Genomic DNA, 18,480 nt, shown 5'->3' with positions numbered 1-18,480 from the left:
CTCTCAAAGGCGGGATGTAATGCTTGAGAAAATCGACGAACATGACAGAGAAACGCTGTAGCTGTGCAGTTGTAAATTGAGTGGTATATGTTTTTTCAATTCCCAGCGAAATAACAGGAATTCCAACTTTGTTTTTGCAACAGCAAGGCTTTTAGCAAATACAGGTGAGAACGAAATCCAATGAACACAATATATAAAGAACGTAAAATAGTTTCGCGTCTATTTGCAGTGCTGCTTTCGGCATTGCTAATGGTGCCCTTGCTGAGTAGCTGCGGAGGCGGTTCTAAAAACGCTTCAGTTCCACCACCTGTTGATGATACCGCCGGTAGAACAGTGAGCGATCGCCAAACCGAAGCGAAGAAGGGATTGGGTACAGGACAAAAAGTGGCTCTTTTGGCAGGTGCTGCGGGACTTTATTACCTCTACAACCAACATAAGAATGCTTCACAAGAAGGAGCGCAAGGTAAATACTATCTTTCCAAGAATGGGCGTGTATACTACCGTGATGCTGAACATCGCGCTCACTGGGTAACAGCACCATCAGAAGGAATTCGAGTACCAGAATCTGAAGCACAAAAATATCGGGAATTCCAAGGCTATAACCGGAGTGCCACAGGTCGCGATCTCACTGGTATAACTTCATCCGCAGCTCCGGCACTCTAGATCAGCGAAGCGTGTGTAAATAAGAAAGCGGGTTTCCCGGAGGATAACGCTGATCGCGCACGTCGGAAACACGAACTTAAATCAGGAGACAGATTATGGTAGATGAATTTTTCCGAAAGGCGAAGGAGTTGCTTTTGGGGTCGAACAGCGATCAAGCCGATCAAGATGCTGAATTCCGCGATCGCAATGTACGTCCAGCCAGCGAAGATCCCTACGGTGATCCCGCAGATCCGGCATCTTACGGCGATGTTCGCCCAGCTAGTGAAGACCCCTACGGCGACCCCGGAGATATCGCGTCTTACGGCAATGTTCGCCCAGCTAGCGAAGACCCTTACGGCGACCCCGCAGACACAGGGGAGTTTGGTGACGTCCGCCCAGCCAGCGAAGATCCCTACGGCGACCCCGCAGATCAGGATTCCCGCCGTTAACGCAAAACCTGACCTCCCAACCTCCTTCGCTACCAGAAAATGGAGACAACCAAAGCCTCTTGTCTTCTAGAGGAGAGGCTTGGAAAGGGATTTACAAATTTGATTTATAGGGTGATAAATTTCCGAATAAAAAATAAGGCAGTAGGTTCTAATCCTACTGCCTTTTATTTTTGCTGCTATTTCTACAAATTACGAATTATTTTGTTAGCCAAAATTTCCTGCGATCGCTCAAGATTTTGACGCACAGATCGAGCAGAAGTATGCAAACCCTCTCTTTGTTTATCGGTAAGCGTCAATTCCAAAATACTCTCAATTCCACCGCACCCCAACCGACAGGAAACCGCCTCCTGCCTCCTGCCCGACGGAACACTCGCGGACTCGCTCTAAGCGTTGGCACACTTGTACTGAGCGAAGCCGAAGTAGCCTCTCTAAGAGTTGCCATGCCATTGGCGAACGAGAAGCGTGTCGCAGACAAGCCTCTCGAATGCAAGTGCGTCCTGCACAGAAGAGAAGGCTTTACGCTGCACTATCTGCCTCCTGCCTTCCTTGATAAATTCTGAATTCTGACTTCTGAATTCTTTTTGCTTATTTAAACTCTTCGAGTTGATCCACACGTAACCAAATATTAGGTGTTGGCACTTTCCCAAACTTAATCAGGGCGTAATCACCTTTGATATCGACAATTTCGCCCTTGGTTTCAAACAAATAAGGAGGAAAGCGAGTATCACTGGCTTTAGCCTCCAGACTGTTTTCTAGTTTCTCGCGCACAGCGCGAACCATATCTCCTTTTTTGACTGCCATGAGTTCCTCTCTCAAATTTGTAACGTCTTTCACCTGCATTTTAAAAGAGTTTTGAGTTAGAACTCCTAACTCTTGTACAGACGAGATTAATCGCGTCTCCTAACTCCTGGTAACGTTTGACACTCGCAGCAAAAATGACTAGATCGCCCAGCTAACCTAATTCGTTGAATTGCTGTACCACAAACTCGACAGGGTTCTCCAGCGCGGTTATAAACCCAGGCTACACCACCATAGTTGCCGTTAGTACCTTTAACATTTAAGAAATTACTAAATGTCGTACCGCCAGCCTCAATACTGGTTTCTAACACTTGAATTATGGCTGTTCGCAAACGTTCAATTTGCTTTAGCTGTAAATCTATACACAAGGTTTCAGGTAAAATTCCACTCTTAAACAATGCTTCATCAGCATAGATGTTACCTAATCCCCCCACCACCGATTGATCTAGTAGCGCAGTCTTAATTGGACGGCGGCGGTTTTGGAGTTTGCTTGCTAGATATTCAACAGTAAATTCTGGTGAAAATGGATCTGCTGCCAGTTTTGCCAAACCAGTCATAATACTTTCTACAGCAACACCAGGCGGAACCCACCATATTTTACCGAAAGTTCGCTGGTCAACAAAACGCAATTCCTGCTGATCCCCAAAGAATAATCTAACTCGCGTGTGCTTATGTAATGGTTCATCTCGATGCAGCCATAGTAGTTGACCGGTCATTCGCAGATGAACTCCTAGCCAGCCAGCTGATGAAAGGGAAGATGAGTGAGTGAGTTCGGCGAGGAGATATTTACCGCGACGATGCCAAGTAGCGATGGCATTTTTTTCAATTCCATCAACAAACTCACCAACAGAAAACGGGTAGGCGATGGTGCGATCGAGCAACACATCTCCTCCCGTGATTTCTTGGTTGAGGGTCAATTGATTTAGACCCCTTCGGACTGTTTCAACTTCAGGCAGTTCAGGCATTCAAGCTGAGTTAAGCAGGCAATTATGATTTATTTAAGGGATTGAGGAACAAGAGATGGGGTAGTAACTTACATAGCCCTAGATGGCTCGTATTACCACCCAAAAGAAACCGTAAATACCCGCAGGGCAGCTCTTGGAGATTAGGGTAGGCTAAGACGAAGTATGAATGAACTGAAATTTTCAGACTTTATACTTCAGACTTTAAGACTACCCTTCATCATCGCATCAAACAACCCCCTTGTAGCTTTGCTGCTATTTTTTCGGTGCTTTAGCCTTTGGTGCTTCAACCTCGACTAATTCATCCTGGGCAAAGTTGTTGGTATTGATCCCATAGTAATTGACCTTTTCAAAGCGGACAATTACAGGGTATTTGATACCACTTTGGTCGATGGAAGCCACAGTTCCTAGATCCTGAAACCAGTAGGATTCAGGGCGGAGAATACGTACTTTAGAACCACGTTGAACCATGATTATTTTCCCTTTTAGTTATCAATCGCCAATCTAGAGGGCTAATTGATTTCACTCTACAACCTCAAGGTCGCAGCAAGAGTCTTTGTTAAGTTATTTGTCTGAATTGGGGACTGGGCAAAACATTTCCGTTAGCGTCAACGGCGCGTTTAGCCCGTTTCGAGTTCCGTTAGCGTCAGCGGGGCGTTTAGCCCGTGCTGAGTAAAGAAGTGAAATTCCCCACTCAGCACTCCCGAAGGGCATTGGGCATTGGGCATTGAGCATTGAATATTAGTTGTTCTTTCTCCCTCATCTTTCCACTCCCTTAACACATCCCAAATTTAAAATTGTATTAGACCCTACTTGACAAGGCACACGTTATAGCGTACCTTCGTTCGCAAACAGTTATTTTGTAGAAGCTTATGTTTTAGTTAAGACAAACACACTTCCCTCATTACCTCTGCCGATCCGCAGGTCGTTATCTATATAAGTGATATCTAACCAGCCTTGCTGTTTGTCACTGTTTATAGCAACATCAATTCCGGGAAATTTTCTACCTGCTTCAATTTGTTGGATAAAAGTTACCGGAGAATTGTATTCTATTAAACGTTGTAAGCCGATAATAGAACGCTCAAATTTCACTTGGACACGCCGACCTGAAACTGGCTCAAATTTAGCAGCAACGCTGACTAAACCTTCTAAATAAGGTAAGCCATAAATCTCAGCTATGTTGTAAACACTGGTTGTCTCTACCCGGATACACTGATAGATTTGACCTAGTTTGCACAAAGGTAAACGATCTAAGTTTAAAAGAGACTTGCTAGTGGTGTATAGTAATCGCCAATTGCCATCTAGCAAATTACTAGCTTCCACCGGACGGGGTGTAGGATTAAAGTCTTCTAAATTGGCGATCGCTGCTAAGATAGCCTGTTTCTGTTCTTCAGTCGCCAGTAGACCGCGATTAGTAACTGCGATCGCATCCATAAGAGCCGCTTTTGGCATCATCGCCTGTCACCTCAAAAATCACTCACTTTCCATCAGCATAAACAAGATATTAATGACATATATGTAGAGCCATAAAAATTACTAAGAATCGCTTGACTTAAGCCTTATGCTTATTAAATAAAAAAATTTCTATCTGAATGCGGATTTATCAACTAAAGGGTTGAAAAGATAACTAAATTAATCCGTGTCAAGTGATAGACTCTAAATGTCAACTTACGTCAACCTTTTCTTGTCTCATTCGATATGTTGAACTCTCCATTACGTGAAGCAGCTCGTAACCAGCGAGCTGATGTCATCCCCCTAAAGCCAGAGTCCTCTTTGTTGGACTGGTTACAAAACAACGGTCGCATCATCGCGCGTGACGTTCACGAACCGGATTTTCAAGCTGACGAAGAAGGAATAGACTCCTTAATGGGTGTAGAAGATGGAATTGGCTACGACCTCGATGATGATGATATAGGAATCGCTGAGAATTAACCTTTTCAGACTAGGGACTTGGTAGTATCCCTAGTTAATGGTATTCAATTTTATAAGTGTGGAGTGAAGGGAAACTTCTGTGGACGCTAAATTATCTCCTGAGCAAGGATTAAATATTTCTGGAATCGTTCTAGCCTCTTTATTAGCCGTAGGGCTAGGCACAACAGCATTTTTCTTGGATTTGATCGCCAATCGGCTACCCTGGCAAAGTATGTCGTTAACTTTGCCACTGCTGTTGTGTGCGTTGGGTTCAGGTGTGGTGGGCTATTGGGTAATACCTTTACTTCAAGCACTTAAAACTGGACAAATAATTCGCGAAGATGGGCCCCAAGCTCATCTAAAAAAGGCAGGCACTCCCACAATGGGCGGTATATTTTTTATACCTGTATCTGTGCTACTTGCCTGTATATTGTCTAACTTTTCTAAAGAGGTGCTTGCAGTTTCGGCTTTGACAATCAGCTACGGATTGATTGGCTGGCTCGACGATTGGCAAATTCTGCGCCGGAAATCAAATAAAGGTATATCTCCACAAACAAAACTGGCTTTGCAGGTGAGTTTTGCGGCTATGTTTTGTCTATGGTTGATGTTTAATCAACCTTCTAATATTACAAATATTGCTTTGCCTTGGGTGAGCTTCACACTACCCTTAGGATTCCTATTCTGGCCAATAGCCGGTTTTGTACTAGTTGCAGAAAGTAATGCGACTAATTTGACAGATGGTATTGATGGCTTGGCAGCAGGAACAGTTGCGATCGCACTTTTGGCATTAGGTGCTTTAGTCGCGCCTACAGCACCAGGATTGATGGTTTTTTGTGCTGCTTTAAGTGGTGGGTGTTTAGGTTTCTTAGCCCATAATCGTAACCCAGCCCGCGTTTTCATGGGAGATACTGGTTCTTTAGCACTGGGAGGAGCTTTAGCTGCTGTAGCATTATTAACAAACACCTTAGTAGGTCTGTTTATTCTCAGTGGTATCTTCTTCGTAGAAACCCTTTCGGTGATGGCACAGGTAAGTTATTACAAAGCTACGAAGGGTCCCGATGGCAAAGGCAAACGTCTCTTCAAAATGGCACCCTTACACCATCATTTGGAACTTACTGGCTGGTCAGAATTGCAAGTGGTTGGAGTGTTTTATATAATCGCTGCTATTTTGGCTACCATCTGTTTAGCGATCGCTCCATTCTGAATGTTTTAAAAACTGCTTGAATATAAAAAACAACTCCCACATCTTCAGGGAGTTGTTTTTTTATATGGTAAATTTTATGAGTTTCTGATTTCTATGTTGGAAAGTCTGATACTTGATGCCAACTTAAAAATTGCTTATTTCACTGCTCACAATATTATGAATTTTGAATTAATTATAGGTATTTACATATTCCCTAACGCGATTCTTCCCTGTTCGCTTTGCTTCAAGCATCGCTTGATTTGCTCGATTCAGCAAATCCTTAACCGTAATTCCTGGTTCTGATACAGCTATTCCAAAAGAAGCGGTGATAGTTTCAAGGATATGATCGCCGTCTTTCAATTGCATTTGTTCAATATCTAGCCTTAATTGTTCTACTCGCTTCCTGAGCGTTTCCAGTGTTATGTTAGGCATCACAATCACAAATTCTTCACCACCCCATCTGCAAGCAATATCAAAAGAGCGAACAGATTTTAACAGCAGTTTTGCTAATCCCTGGAGAACAATATTGGCAGTCAAGTGCCCATAGCGCGAGTTGTAAGATTTGAAGTTATCGATATCAAGGAAAATAATACTAAGAGGTTGTCCCGATCGTTCAGCTTCAGCTAGCCTTTGTTCCGTTATACTTTGCATATAGTTTTGATTGAATAATTGGGTCATTCCATCCCGCAAATTATCATGGAGTAGACGCTGTTTTATCGATAAATTATTCAGTGCAAAGCCCAATGTTCTAGCAATAATCTCAGTAATTCGTTGAGCTTCTAGACTGATTTCTTCAAGTGCATTGATGTGTAAGATCCCAATTGTTTCACCTTGTGCGAAAAATGGAACACACAAATGTGTGCCGCTAACAGGCTGTATTAAGTGACTGCACGTTAGTCCTGAATTATAAGGCGATGAAAGGTTTAATTTTCCTCTCCGCAATGCCCAACAATCAGATAGTGAAAATATTTCTTTACTGCCTATTTTACTTCCCCAAAAACTATTCATCTGAACATAATTCTTGGAATTAGTAATTATATTGATACAACCACTCATATTAGGAAATAGCTGGGAAAAAGTTAAAGCAACTATTTGATATACCTCATCTTTAGACTCACAGGAATAAAGCATATCCGTCATATCTGAGAGATATATAAGTTCTCGTTTTTTTGCCTCTAATTCCAGTGTTTTTTCTTCTAGCTGCTGATTTAGCTCAGTGAGCGATCGCTGTGCTTCTATGGATTCTGTAATATCGATACTGATCCCACCAATGCGGTAAGCACCCGTTGCGTAATCGCTAAACGGAAACTTAAACGATAGCCAGTAACACGGCTGATCGTTACCAGGTATCTTTACCTCTTCAATCAGCTTCAAGGGGCGTAGAGTTTTCAAAACGACTTGCTCGTTTTCCATTACCCACCGCCCCTCTTCTGGATCTGACAAGAATTCACTAGCCGTTTTCCCCAACCATTCTTGTGGATCTACCGAAAATCTAGACTGTACTTCCTGGTTGTAGTAGAGCATTCTAGATTGCTCATCTTTGATATAGGCTGCAAACGGTCCCTGATCTAAGAATAGCTGTTGTATCTGCTGGCTGTGTTGAAGTTCACGGGTATCTTCTTGAGATTTGGCGATCGCCCCTACAATTTGATAACTGGTTGGCATCAGGTAGACTAAAGCAGCCAAGGAAATAAACGCTATTAAGTCGAGTACAGCTAAGTGCAGCAGGGACACTGGCACATGTGGCTCAAAAATCGCCAAAAAATGATGAAATCCGCGAAATAGTGCGAATCCACTTAATAAGAAAAAAGCTAGCTTATATTTAGAAGGGATCGTTGCCTTAGTTTTCGCAAAGAAAATCCCTATTACTATAGAGATACCAAAGTAGGAAAATGCAGTGATGGAGTGAGCAATGATACAATTCCAGTAAAAAGACTCCATTGATAACCTGATATTAACATTTCATCTGCTTCACTATAATTCTGGGTAGTCTCAAGATGTAACTATAGAAGGGATGAGTTACAATGCCTCAAGCTTTAGTTTTATCTTACTCAATGCTGAGTGCTGAGTGAGGAAATAATATTCAGTACTGATGTACTTGGTAATAAGCTAATAATCATTCAAATTGCATTCCTACGTCTTTTGCAACTCCCGTATAAAAGCATCTTTCTAAAGTTAAGGATTATGCAACTTAAAGGCGGATTAGTTTAATAACTCCCTTTGTGGGCAGTCTTTTAACTCAGCATTATTCATAAAATTTCTTATGGTAACTATCAAAACGGCTGCTTATTTCACCCCCTTACAAACCTGACTTACCAAGTGAGTAAGTTCGGGTAAAATCAGTTTTTCCATTGCCAGGCGCACAGCATTACTGGAACCAGGAAGTGAGAAGATTAATTTATTTTGATAAACACCAGCAACAGCACGAGAAGCGATCGCCCGCGAACCAATTTCTTGATAACTTAAAAAACGAAATAACTCACCAAATCCCGGCAAAGTTTTCTCAAGTAACTTCTCAATGGCATCGTAGGTAGTATCTCTTGGTGCAATACCTGTACCACCATTGAAAATTACAGCATCCAAATTTGAGCTTTTACCCAGATTTTCTATCTGCCCTTGAATTTGTGTTGGTTCATCTTTGATAATCGTGTAGGCTCCTACAGCATGGTTAGCACCAAGGAGTAACTGCTGAATTAGCTGGCCACTTTTGTCTGTTTCAAAAGTGCGTGTATCGCTGACAGTAACTACAGCACAAGTTACCGCAATTTGAGGCGAGTCTGGGTGGGGTTGTGATGTCATAAATCAGTCATAAATTTGTGCTCATAGATAATGGGGAATGGCGCATTGGGCATGACAATAATTACCTATGTCCGATGCCCGATGCCCGATTCCCTATGCCCTATGCCCTATGCCTCATTTTTGCTCAGTCCCAGATCGTTTTCTTCAGCATACCGCTCCATGAAGCGCATGAAGCGCTCCCATTCTTGGACAGATTTCATTACGTAAAGTGCTTCTAATTCTTCCGGCTTCCCGTTAATAAATTTAGCCTTAACTTCACGGGTAATTATTTCGCCTTCTTCGTCAATCAAGTACATCCCGGTAATATCTTCGGTAGTACCTTGATCTAAAATTTTCGGATTCGTAAAAATAAACGTCGCTGTACCACTGTCCCCAGTGCGCGATCGCGTCAAGCGCACATCTGGAGTTACCTCTTCGTCAAGACCTCTAGAGAACTGGATTTTCGCCATGATCAGTGAATTTAAACTTTTGTGATGGTTAATTTAATATTCTCTCATCAATTAGAACACCACGGTCTAGAGGCCACTATGATTCATTTTTTAGTATATACACTTAAATTGCTTCTTTTTCAAGTAACAAAGTTACGGGCCCATCGTTTTCAATTGTAACTTGCATCATTGCACCAAATTGACCTGTTTCTACCTGCAACCCGCTAGCTCTTAATTTGGTGACAAAACGATTATACAAATCCGCTGCTGATTGGGGAGCGGCTGAACGGTCAAAAGAAGGACGACGACCTTTAAAGGCAGTCACCGTAAAGTGTAAACTGACTGACTACTAACAAATCGCCGCCAATTTCTTGTACAGATTTTTGCCAACGGTCGTCTCCTCCTTCGTCAGGAAACAGCCGCAACTCTAAGCACTTACGCACCATCCAGTCGATTTCAGCATCAGTATCGCTATTGGCTATACCTACGAGCAAATTTAGCCCTCGCCCAACTTTACCTACAATTTCACCATTAACTGTAACTTGAGATGATTTGACTCGCTGGATAATAACGCGCATTTTAACTAATTCGTAATTCGTAATGACGCTTTCTACGTTCGCGCAGCGTGTCGCAGACAGACGCTAAAAGCGTAGCTTGCAACTCTTACAGAGTACGCGGACTCGCTACCGCTACGTCCGCGGAGCGTCTCGTAGAGAAGACAGTAATTCGTAATTATTAGCCAAACACTTGCACGTAATTTACAGCACTTAGCAAGTTAAGAAGCTGATAATGTAAGGGAGTGAGGAAGCAATGTCTACGATGGTCACTGAGCTTTGTCGTTCGTGCAGCGTCTCGTAGAGAAGTGCGGGCTACGCCTACGCTATTTTCTCATTTTCCATTGCTCAAAATTGATAGCGGAGCCATTAGGAATGCATTCCCAGGTTCCACCTGGGAACGAGTAGTAAGTTCCTAACTTCTAACTTTTATTTGCCAAAGCCTTTACCACGAGAGGTTGAAGGTAGACAAATGCACTTTTCGAGTTGACTAATTAAAGCCTCACGATCCAAATTTTGACCAATCAGCACCAGTTGGTTTTTTAATTGACCTTTCCATTCATCATCATCCAAGGTGAAGCGTTTACCGCAAAGGTGAAAAATATGACGCTTCGGACTTTCATCAAACCACATAATCCCCTTGGCTCGAAAGATATTTGAGGGTAGCTGGTTATCTAAGAAATACTGAAACTTCCTAATAGAAAAAGGCTTGTCACTTTGGAAAGATATGGAAGTAAAACCATCATTTTCTAAGTGGTCAGAATGATGGTGATGATCGTGATGGTGATGGTCATGGTCGTGATGGTCATGACCACATGTTGAGTGGTCATGATCGTCATGATCGTCATGATCGTGATGTTCGTGTTCATCCACCACTGTGTCAAAATATTTATCAGACTCAAACAGACCAACACTCAGAATTAAAGGAAGTGGCACTTGCGATCGCGTGGAGCGGATAATTCTCGCTCCTTCCTTAACTTCGTTAATTTTTCTTTCTAACTCATTCAAAGTGCCTTCATCAACCAAATCAGCCTTGTTCAGCACAATTACATCACCATAGGCAATCTGGCTGTATGCCGCCTCAGAGTTAAATAAATCTAGGCTGTAATTAGCCGCGTCTACCACGGTAATAATCGAATCTAAGCGGGTTAAATCCCGCAATTCTGTGCCCAGAAATGTTAAAGCTACTGGTAGTGGATCTGCTAATCCAGTTGTTTCCACTACTAGATAATCTAGATTTTCTTGGCGTTCTAAAACTTTGTAAACTGCATCTACTAAATCATTATTAATAGTGCAGCAGATACAACCATTATTTAGCTCCACCATGTTCTCACCAGTGGAAACAATTAGCTCGTTATCGATGCCAATTTCGCCAAATTCATTTACGAGAACAGCGGTTTTTAAACCCTGTTGGTTGTTGAGGATATGATTGAGTAAAGTCGTCTTGCCACTACCGAGGAAACCCGTAATAATTGTTACTGGCATTCCTTGTTTGGGCGTATCCATTGCGGAAGATTCGGGTGTAACTGCTGATTGCATAGCGCTGTTATCAAATAGTCAAAAAGTAGTAATGTAGCGCAGATAGTCCAGAAAACACTAGCATAGGGATGCTGGACTGTCATCCCAGCTGCTTTACCCTATTATTACGTATCTCTCTATTTCAGCATTACTCTGTTATGACCCTAACCCTTTACAATACCCTCACCCGTCGTCAAGAACCGTTTAAAACAGTCGAACCAGGCAAGGTTAAGATGTATTACTGCGGCGTGACGGTATACGATTACTGCCATTTGGGTCATGCGAGAGCTTGCATTGTTTGGGATGTAGTGCGCCGATACCTCCAGTTTATCGGCTATGAAGTCCGATATATCCAAAATTTTACCGATATTGATGACAAGATTCTCAATCGAGCCTGTGTTGAACATTCCTCAATGGAAGCTGTAGCCGCTCGCTTTATCAAAGCATATTTTGAGGATATGGCGCGGCTGGGGATTAAAGAAGCCGATGAGTATCCCCGTGCTACTCACACCATGAATGGCATTTTGCGGTTAATTCATGAGTTGGAAAATAAGGGTTTTGCATACCCTGCTGACGGCGATGTGTATTATGCAGTACGACAGTTTTCTGAGTATGGTAAGCTTTCTGGACGCAGGTTAGAAGATATGCAAGCGGGGAAAAGCGATCGTGTCAACGTAGAAGATCCAGAGTACCAGAAAAAGAAAGACCCCTTTGATTTTGCTTTATGGAAGGCAGCAAAACTGGGAGAACCTGCTTGGGAATCACCTTGGGGCGCAGGTCGTCCAGGGTGGCATATAGAATGCTCGGCAATGGTGCGCGATCGCTTGGGTGATACCATAGATATTCATGCTGGTGGTGCTGACTTAATTTTTCCCCACCATGAAAACGAAATTGCCCAATCTGAAGCCGTGACAGGAAAACCCCTAGCGCGTTACTGGTTACATAACGGGATGGTGAAGGTAGATGGTGAAAAAATGTCCAAATCTTTGGGCAACTTCACCACTATTCGAGACCTACTGGATCGAGGAGTTGACCCGATGGCAGTGCGGTTGTTCGTCCTGACTGCTCAATATCGTACACCCATAGATTTTACCGACGAAGCGATCGCTGCAGCAACCAACGGTTGGCACACCCTTAAAGAAGGTTTACTCTTCGGCTATAAGTATGGCAAAGAACTGGGTTGGTCATTGGATACAGTAAATAACCCTGTACTTCGTCCCAATGGTCAACTCTTTAAGGGACACGCTGAACAACTTGGTTGGCCATTGGATACGAAAATGAATTCCAATCTCCACACCAGCGCTGAAGGTTTTTGCGAAGCTCTCAACAAAGACTTTAATTTCCCTGGTGGATTAGCATGGCTATTTTTCGTGGCTAAGGAACTAATTGGTGAAGGAAATATCCTGATACATGAAGGGAAAACAAAGCTACCAGCAGATGAATTACTTCAGGAATGGCAAACACTTGTGACATTGGCTGGAGTGTTGGGTTTAGAAGCCAACCCAGAAGTGGAAACGCCTGTGAATGATGGTTTAAGCGATGCGGAAATTGAGGTGCGAATTCAGCAAAGGCAAGAAGCACGTATTGCCAAAAATTTTGCTGAAAGCGATCGCATTCGTGACCAACTCCAAGCAGAAGGTATTACGCTAATTGATAGCCGTGATGGCACACGCTGGCACCGGAATTAGAGGGTACTGGGAACTGGGGACTAGGAATTGAATTCTTCCCAATGCCCAATTCCCAATGCCCAATTTCCAATTCCCAATTCCCAATTCCCAATTCCCAATTCCTTAAATTATGTGGTCTGAACTTAAAAAAGCGATCGCTAGTTTCGATATTCCCACTGATTGGATCGGTATTAGAGCCGTAAAGGAGACTTCTACTACCCGTTTAGTCCGTGATGCCTTACCCCAACTAAACGGCAAATCCTTCACTGTCGGAGCTATGCTGGAAGTTTTGGTCAATGGCTGTCTGGGTTATGCAGCTACTAACTCTCTAGAACTGTCTTCCCTACAAGCTGCTGCTCAAACAGCCTATAAACAGGCATTAGCAGCCAGTGAATGGTGGATACATCCCTTCCGTGAAAGTGAGCGCCCTAAAGTCGTTGGTGAATATAAATCTCCATTTCTTGAACCATTGGATGCTCTGAGTCCAGGAGAAATCAATGATTTACTGGTTCGTATTTGCCAAACGCTCAAAGTTGACGACAAAATTGTGCAAACCATAGCTAGTGCCAGCACAATCGAGAGAGAATCTTGGTTTGTTAGCAGCAACGGCTCAGAAGTCTATCAAAAAATACTATCTATCGGCACCAATTACGGAGCCACTGCCCAAGATGGAGCAGTTGTACAGCAGCGCAGCAACAACGGCTCGCAAGCAAACTGTTACCAAGGCGGACTCGAACTATTAAAACAAGAAGACTTATGGCATCGGGTGCAGCAAATAGGCGAACAAGCAATAGAACTCTTGACAGCAAAAGAATGCCCAACCACCCGTACCAATTTAGTTTTAGCCCCAGATCAAATGATGCTGCAAATCCATGAAAGTGTCGGGCATCCCCTAGAAATTGACCGAATTTTGGGAGATGAGCGTAATTATGCTGGGGGCAGCTTTGTGAATAAAAGCGATTTTGGCAACCTAGTATATGGTTCGCCATTGATGAATATTACCTTTGATCCCACCGTGCCTGGTGAATTTGCCAGTTATGGCTTTGATGATACGGGTGCTGTAGCAACACGGGAGTATTTAGTTAAAGAAGGTGTACTGCAACGAGGTTTAGGGAGTCTAGAGAGTCAAGCCAGAGCAGGTGTACCAGGAGTTGCCTGTGCCCGTGCTTCCTCATGGAATCGACCAGCGATCGATCGCATGGGTAACTTGAATTTAGAGCCTTTAAACGGCACTTTTGAAGACATTATTGGCGGGATAGAACACGGCGTTTACATGGAATCTAACCGTTCCTGGTCAATTGACGATCGCCGCTACAAATTCCAATTTGGTTGTGAGTACGCTAAATTAATTGAAAACGGTAAACTTACCAAAACCCTCCGTAATCCTAATTACCGCGCCACAACACCAGAGTTTTGGCATAGTTTAATTAAAGTCGGAGATGCCACAAACTGGCAAATGTATGGTACTCCTTATTGTGGTAAAGGAGAACCAAATCAGGCCATTTGGGTAGGACATGGTTCACCTGTTTGTGTATTTGCTAATGTCGAAGTTTTTGGTGGAGGAACTTGAAAAATACAATAGTTAGGAGTTTTGAATTAAGTAGGTAGGTATAATTAAACATCAAATAAAATCCTAGCTTGTAGTGAGCGATTCATCGCTAAAAAAAAGGATTATCAAGACAAAAGTCCTTACTACAAACTTTAATTTATTTACGCCAGCTACTTAGAAAAATCATTTTAACTCCTAACTCCTAACTTTCTCCTTCTCACTATTCCGTATTAATATTTTATATCTATGAAAATTGAGGAATTATCTGCGTTAGAAGTCAGCTTTAATCGACTGATTGAAAGTTTGCTGATTAAAAAAGTAGAAAATGAACAATTTACTGTGAGACTTAGCAGTGAAATAAGTCAATTTACTCGTTTTAATCATGCGAAAGTGCGACAAACTGGTTGTGTTGCTGATGGTTGGATAGAACTGACTTTGATGAAAGAGCAATGCAACAGTGTTCGGCAGTTTCCCTTTACTGGAAATTGGGAGGTAGACTGGCAATTAGCATATACTGCTTTGCAAGAACTACGTGACGAACTTATTCTACTACCCGTCGATCCATATCTAGTTTTGCCATCAGGAAATAATACCAGTCGAGAAATACATTCTGGGAATTTATTGGCGGTTGAAGCAGTAGTACCAACTGTGCTAGAACTAGTTGCTGAATTGGATTTTACGGGAATATACGCAGGGGGAGTTGTAATTAAAGCTTATGGTGATTCTAGCAGTCAAAAACACTGGTTTGCTACTGATTCTTTTACCTTAGATTATTCTCTATTTTCCCCATCTGGACAAGCCGTTAAGGGTACATTTGCTGGGAGTGATTGGAATGAATCTAAATATATAGCCAAAATTAGCGAAGCTAAAAAACAACTAGAATTGCTTGCTCATCCAGCGAAAGAACTGCCACGGGGACAGTACAAAACTTATTTTGCACCTGCTGCTGTTGCAGATTTATTAGTAATGCTTTCTTGGGGAGCGGTAAGCGAAGCTGATATCCAACAAGGAAACAGTGCTTTAGCTGCTTTATCGCGTCAAGAAAAACAACTTTCTCTAAGATTTAGTTTGAAAGAAAATTTTCAACGGGGATTAGTACCGCGATTTAATGAATTGGGAGAAATGGCAGCACCGGAGTTACCTGTAATAGAAAAAGGATATTTGGTAAATACTTTGGTGAATTCTCGCACTGCTAAAGAATATCAAAAAATTGCCAACGGCGCTAATGGTTCAGAGACTTTACGAGCGCCAGAAGTCAGTACTGGAAATTTAATCTTTGAGCAGATTCTTCCGAGTTTAGATACAGGATTATATGTATCTAATTTGCATTACTTGAATTGGAGCGATCGCCATACTGGTAGAATCACAGGTATGACTCGTTATGCTTGTTTTTGGGTAGAAAATGGAGAAATTATCGCTCCTATTGAAAACTTACGTTTTGATGAAAGTCTCTATCGCTTCTGGGGAGAAAATCTCGTAGATTTGACCGATTTTCAAGAATTCATTGCCGAAGTAGGTACATACGAAAGTCGCCAACTTGGAGGTAGTTTAGTTCCCGGTATGTTGGTGGAAGATTTTACATATACTTTGTGAATTTGTTGCATAAAGATGCAAATAAGTTCTTTATTTATTTGCATCTTTGTATTAAATTAATTTAAAATTTATACTAATAATCTTAGGCTGAGTTCTTTTGCCTAAAATGTAAACCTTAGTTTAACTTGGATAGAAGTTATTGTAGCTAATTGTCTTCTGATTCAAAATACCAGCCTTGTATTTCTATAACTTCTTTAATTTCAGCGTCAAGTGCTTGAAAAGCAGACAAAGCCCGTAGTGGTGAAAAATCATTGATGAGTTCTGCTAATCTATGAACACATCCGTTAACCTTATCTGACGAAAATTGCTTAAGCCGCCGACCTGTTAATCCACTAGCTTTACATAGAAGTTCATGAAGAATATCTTTAGGATCAGGTAGTTGTTCAAGTTTATGAATGTCTGGTAATTCTAATGACTGGCGCCCATAAGGATTTCCTGCTGCTTTCCGTAGTGCTACTTTGTCAAATAAAAGCCACGCCTCTTGCATACGGACTGGAATAACACAAACAGTAGGTGGTACTTTAACACTTGGTTGAACAGCTTCTTTTAAAGCTTCTTGAATTTCTGTTACACGTTTTTCACGTGGTTCTCGCTCTGAATCTCGGTGAACAAACAAAAGATCGCAAGGATATAGTTCTAGGCTTTTAGTAATGCGTAGTGATAGGGTTTTCGGTGGTTCACGTAAGCGTCGCAAATCTGCCCATTGTGGCTGAATAGCACACTCAACCTGATTCACCTGTAATAACCAAGTAAGAAGAGGCATCAATGCTTTGTCTGAACTGCCATCTGACAAGAAGGTGTAGCAAAGTTCTTTCATACCAATTCAGCAGGAAAACCAGGAATTAATGGTTGAAGGTCATTTCTATCTACAACTCGGCGTTTCTTAATTTGTGTTACTTTGGATTGCTGGGAGCTTTTTACCTCTCCATCGCTATCAAGCTCTGATTTGTCAATTATTACTGGATTCAGATAAGCAAGAAGTTTGCCTTTCGGGACAATATTGACTGCTTCTAGTTCTTTTTCTCGCCAAGTATCAGGAAGACAACCAAAAGAAACACGTTTAAACCGTTTTTCTGAATGTACTGTTTCCTTTAATTCAGCAACTAATAAGCTATCATCAGGTACTTGCATCACTACAGATGGTGAGTGAGTGTTAATAATTACTTGGCGGAGTGGGTTTTCTATACCAATAGCTTCATTAACATCAGTGGCGATATCTTGAAGCAATTTCAGTATTTTGGGAATACGCTCAGGATGAATGCCGTTTTCTGGTTCCTCTAAACATAAAAGACCTTGTGCTTGTGAGTCTAATTCCAAAACTGCCAAAGCCAAAAATCGTAGGGTTCCATCTGATAAAGCCCTGGCTGGATGTGAAGTACCATCTCTACCAATCACCATTAATGTCAGGAGTTCCCTACGTTCATCTCGATCAATCCCTACTTCACCCACATCATCAATTAGTTCTGCTAAAAGATTAGCAACTTGGCTGTAAACTTGTGCTTCGGCCTCATCCTCAGAAACTCCATCTAGAGAATAATTTTTATTTAACCTTGCTAAGTGATAGAGTGTTGCAGCCAAGTGAGAACCATCCATGTCTAATTTTGTAGGTGCTGTAAATTCGTCTGGTTGACGTAGTGCTGAAGGTTCTAATTGAAGTAATCGCCAAGATTGCATTTCTCTTCGCGCTAGTAAGGCTGTTGGACTTTCAGCAGCATTAGCAACAGAAAGTACTGTTCGAGGAAGATTTGCAGCTAGTCGAGATAGAGGTTTTCCTTTGATACCATCTTGATGTAGCTTAATCACAGTCTTATCTTTATCAGTCTCAGTTGAAATAAATGGTGAAGTTCTTTTTCCCTTAACTGCGGATTTACGCCACTCAACACTGTGAGGAAACAATAAGTTTTTTCTTGCATCACCAAGGTTGATGTGAACTAACTCTTCTTTGATAATTTCCAACGACCCTAAAGACCGTAAACTATCATCTGAACGATAAGCTAGAGTCAAAGAGTAACGAAGAAAGGTAATACTAGCTTTTGCCTGTTGTCCTAAATCATCTACGCCTTCCTCTGGTACGATCATTTCTGCCTCAAAAGACATTTTATCTGTATATTCATGACTAACTCGGTGAAATAGACTACGCACATCCGCTGTTCGACCTTCTTCATCTCGCACAGATAAGGCAGCGTCAATTAGGGTTCGATCAGCGATCGCACTCAAAAATCTAATAGCATCAAATAAGTTAGATTTCCCGACCCCATTAGCTCCGGCTACACAAGTAAATGGCCCGAAGCGGACATCAACATCGACGAGGTTCTTAAAACCAGAAACTTTCAACCTAGTTAGCATAATATTCCTCTGTTGGCAGAAAACATTGCAAAAGTGCCAAGCAGACGTGGCTCACAAACAGAGTAGACCTTCTTCTTCTAG

Annotated in this window: 18 protein-coding genes and 1 pseudogene; 8 read left to right on the top strand and 11 right to left on the bottom strand. The window is 42.1% G+C overall.

The window, feature by feature from the left end:
• The first annotated feature begins 180 nt into the window (after positions 1-180).
• The 3 genes from V7K60_RS10365 to V7K60_RS35195 all read left to right on the top strand — a co-directional run bounded on the left by V7K60_RS10365 (position 181) and on the right by V7K60_RS35195 (position 1,651).
• A complete protein-coding gene (locus V7K60_RS10365) occupies positions 181-663 on the top strand; it encodes a hypothetical protein (RefSeq protein ID WP_334925193.1) in 483 nt (160 codons plus the stop codon).
• Between the two features lie 95 nt (positions 664-758).
• Positions 759-1,091 (top strand): translation initiation factor, encoded by a 333-nt coding sequence (locus V7K60_RS10360; protein ID WP_334925191.1) that lies wholly within the window; start codon positions 759-761, stop codon positions 1,089-1,091.
• A 260-nt stretch (positions 1,092-1,351) separates the two neighbouring features.
• Positions 1,352-1,651 carry a hypothetical protein gene (locus V7K60_RS35195; protein ID WP_442944366.1) on the top strand — a complete coding sequence of 100 codons (300 nt, stop codon included), beginning with the start codon at positions 1,352-1,354 and terminating at the stop codon, positions 1,649-1,651.
• Between the two features lie 25 nt (positions 1,652-1,676).
• Here V7K60_RS35195 and V7K60_RS10350 read toward each other — a convergent pair whose 3' ends face one another.
• The 4 genes from V7K60_RS10350 to V7K60_RS10335 form a co-directional block, all read right to left on the bottom strand.
• A complete protein-coding gene (locus V7K60_RS10350) occupies positions 1,677-1,892 on the bottom strand; it encodes an NAD(P)H-quinone oxidoreductase subunit O (protein ID WP_289795289.1) in 216 nt (71 codons plus the stop codon).
• An 86-nt stretch (positions 1,893-1,978) separates the two neighbouring features.
• Entirely contained in the window at positions 1,979-2,854 is an 876-nt protein-coding gene (locus V7K60_RS10345; RefSeq protein WP_334925189.1) for a DNA-formamidopyrimidine glycosylase, read from the bottom strand.
• Between the two features lie 252 nt (positions 2,855-3,106).
• The gene (locus V7K60_RS10340) at positions 3,107-3,322 is read right to left on the bottom strand and encodes a photosystem I reaction center subunit IV (RefSeq protein ID WP_334925187.1); all 216 of its coding nucleotides are present in this window, start codon (positions 3,320-3,322) and stop codon (positions 3,107-3,109) included.
• Between the two features lie 399 nt (positions 3,323-3,721).
• Positions 3,722-4,306 (bottom strand): PAP/fibrillin family protein, encoded by a 585-nt coding sequence (locus V7K60_RS10335; protein ID WP_334925185.1) that lies wholly within the window; start codon positions 4,304-4,306, stop codon positions 3,722-3,724.
• A 243-nt stretch (positions 4,307-4,549) separates the two neighbouring features.
• On the opposite strand from V7K60_RS10335, the gene V7K60_RS10330 reads away from it, so the two are divergent.
• Complete coding sequence (locus V7K60_RS10330) at positions 4,550-4,783, top strand: DUF3134 domain-containing protein (RefSeq protein WP_334925183.1); 234 nt, start codon at positions 4,550-4,552, stop codon at positions 4,781-4,783.
• A gap of 79 nt (positions 4,784-4,862) precedes the next feature.
• Entirely contained in the window at positions 4,863-5,966 is a 1,104-nt protein-coding gene (gene mraY, locus V7K60_RS10325; protein ID WP_334925181.1) for a phospho-N-acetylmuramoyl-pentapeptide-transferase, read from the top strand.
• A gap of 168 nt (positions 5,967-6,134) precedes the next feature.
• On the opposite strand, the gene V7K60_RS10320 is transcribed toward mraY, so the two are convergent.
• From V7K60_RS10320 to V7K60_RS10300, 5 genes and pseudogenes are all read right to left on the bottom strand, one after another.
• Complete coding sequence (locus tag V7K60_RS10320; RefSeq protein WP_442944365.1) at positions 6,135-7,886, bottom strand: diguanylate cyclase domain-containing protein; 1,752 nt, start codon at positions 7,884-7,886, stop codon at positions 6,135-6,137.
• Positions 7,887-8,231: 345 nt separating this feature from the next.
• On the bottom strand, positions 8,232-8,744 hold the full coding sequence (locus V7K60_RS10315) for a MogA/MoaB family molybdenum cofactor biosynthesis protein (RefSeq protein ID WP_334925177.1): 513 nt from the start codon (positions 8,742-8,744) through the stop codon (positions 8,232-8,234).
• A 107-nt stretch (positions 8,745-8,851) separates the two neighbouring features.
• Positions 8,852-9,193, bottom strand: coding sequence for a photosystem II reaction center protein Psb28 (psb28, locus tag V7K60_RS10310; RefSeq protein WP_334925175.1), 342 nt, complete (start codon positions 9,191-9,193; stop codon positions 8,852-8,854).
• Between the two features lie 103 nt (positions 9,194-9,296).
• A pseudogene (gene dtd, locus V7K60_RS10305) lies at positions 9,297-9,750 on the bottom strand (D-aminoacyl-tRNA deacylase).
• A gap of 405 nt (positions 9,751-10,155) precedes the next feature.
• Entirely contained in the window at positions 10,156-11,265 is a 1,110-nt protein-coding gene (locus tag V7K60_RS10300) for a CobW family GTP-binding protein (protein WP_334925173.1), read from the bottom strand.
• A 137-nt stretch (positions 11,266-11,402) separates the two neighbouring features.
• Between V7K60_RS10300 and cysS the strand changes: the two genes are divergently transcribed.
• The 3 genes from cysS to V7K60_RS10285 all read left to right on the top strand — a co-directional run bounded on the left by cysS (position 11,403) and on the right by V7K60_RS10285 (position 16,053).
• Positions 11,403-12,932 (top strand): cysteine--tRNA ligase, encoded by a 1,530-nt coding sequence (gene cysS, locus V7K60_RS10295; RefSeq protein WP_334925171.1) that lies wholly within the window; start codon positions 11,403-11,405, stop codon positions 12,930-12,932.
• A 109-nt stretch (positions 12,933-13,041) separates the two neighbouring features.
• On the top strand, positions 13,042-14,481 hold the full coding sequence (locus tag V7K60_RS10290) for a TldD/PmbA family protein (RefSeq protein ID WP_334925169.1): 1,440 nt from the start codon (positions 13,042-13,044) through the stop codon (positions 14,479-14,481).
• Between the two features lie 225 nt (positions 14,482-14,706).
• Positions 14,707-16,053 carry a TldD/PmbA family protein gene (locus tag V7K60_RS10285; RefSeq protein WP_334925167.1) on the top strand — a complete coding sequence of 449 codons (1,347 nt, stop codon included), beginning with the start codon at positions 14,707-14,709 and terminating at the stop codon, positions 16,051-16,053.
• 145 nt (positions 16,054-16,198) lie between these two features.
• Here the strand turns inward: V7K60_RS10285 and V7K60_RS10280 are convergent, their stop codons facing one another.
• Positions 16,199-16,870: a hypothetical protein gene (locus V7K60_RS10280; RefSeq protein ID WP_334925165.1), complete on the bottom strand. Its 672-nt coding sequence runs from the start codon at positions 16,868-16,870 to the stop codon at positions 16,199-16,201.
• Positions 16,867-18,399, bottom strand: coding sequence for an AAA family ATPase (locus V7K60_RS10275; protein ID WP_334925163.1), 1,533 nt, complete (start codon positions 18,397-18,399; stop codon positions 16,867-16,869). The genes V7K60_RS10280 and V7K60_RS10275 overlap by 4 nt, the downstream gene beginning before the upstream one ends.
• Positions 18,400-18,480: the final 81 nt, after the last annotated feature.

This window comes from Nostoc sp. (assembly GCF_036917555.1).
In the GTDB taxonomy this organism is placed as follows: domain Bacteria; phylum Cyanobacteriota; class Cyanobacteriia; order Cyanobacteriales; family Nostocaceae; genus Nostoc.
Note: the sequence above shows the minus strand (reverse complement) of the source record. Positions and strands in the feature narration are given on the sequence as shown.

Coding starts and splice junctions, on each gene's coding strand:
- V7K60_RS10345 (WP_334925189.1), bottom strand. CDS start 2,854: ATGCCTGAACTGCCTGAAGTTGAAACAGTCCGAAGGGGTCTAAATCAA.
- V7K60_RS10335 (WP_334925185.1), bottom strand. CDS start 4,306: ATGATGCCAAAAGCGGCTCTTATGGATGCGATCGCAGTTACTAATCGC.
- V7K60_RS10290 (WP_334925169.1), top strand. CDS start 13,042: ATGTGGTCTGAACTTAAAAAAGCGATCGCTAGTTTCGATATTCCCACT.
- V7K60_RS10340 (WP_334925187.1), bottom strand. CDS start 3,322: ATGGTTCAACGTGGTTCTAAAGTACGTATTCTCCGCCCTGAATCCTAC.
- V7K60_RS10350 (WP_289795289.1), bottom strand. CDS start 1,892: ATGGCAGTCAAAAAAGGAGATATGGTTCGCGCTGTGCGCGAGAAACTA.
- V7K60_RS10360 (WP_334925191.1), top strand. CDS start 759: ATGGTAGATGAATTTTTCCGAAAGGCGAAGGAGTTGCTTTTGGGGTCG.
- V7K60_RS10315 (WP_334925177.1), bottom strand. CDS start 8,744: ATGACATCACAACCCCACCCAGACTCGCCTCAAATTGCGGTAACTTGT.
- V7K60_RS10365 (WP_334925193.1), top strand. CDS start 181: ATGAACACAATATATAAAGAACGTAAAATAGTTTCGCGTCTATTTGCA.
- psb28 (WP_334925175.1), bottom strand. CDS start 9,193: ATGGCGAAAATCCAGTTCTCTAGAGGTCTTGACGAAGAGGTAACTCCA.
- V7K60_RS10285 (WP_334925167.1), top strand. CDS start 14,707: ATGAAAATTGAGGAATTATCTGCGTTAGAAGTCAGCTTTAATCGACTG.
- V7K60_RS10330 (WP_334925183.1), top strand. CDS start 4,550: ATGTTGAACTCTCCATTACGTGAAGCAGCTCGTAACCAGCGAGCTGAT.
- cysS (WP_334925171.1), top strand. CDS start 11,403: ATGACCCTAACCCTTTACAATACCCTCACCCGTCGTCAAGAACCGTTT.
- V7K60_RS10275 (WP_334925163.1), bottom strand. CDS start 18,399: ATGCTAACTAGGTTGAAAGTTTCTGGTTTTAAGAACCTCGTCGATGTT.
- V7K60_RS10280 (WP_334925165.1), bottom strand. CDS start 16,870: ATGAAAGAACTTTGCTACACCTTCTTGTCAGATGGCAGTTCAGACAAA.
- V7K60_RS10300 (WP_334925173.1), bottom strand. CDS start 11,265: ATGCAATCAGCAGTTACACCCGAATCTTCCGCAATGGATACGCCCAAA.
- V7K60_RS35195 (WP_442944366.1), top strand. CDS start 1,352: ATGCAAACCCTCTCTTTGTTTATCGGTAAGCGTCAATTCCAAAATACT.
- V7K60_RS10320 (WP_442944365.1), bottom strand. CDS start 7,886: ATGGAGTCTTTTTACTGGAATTGTATCATTGCTCACTCCATCACTGCA.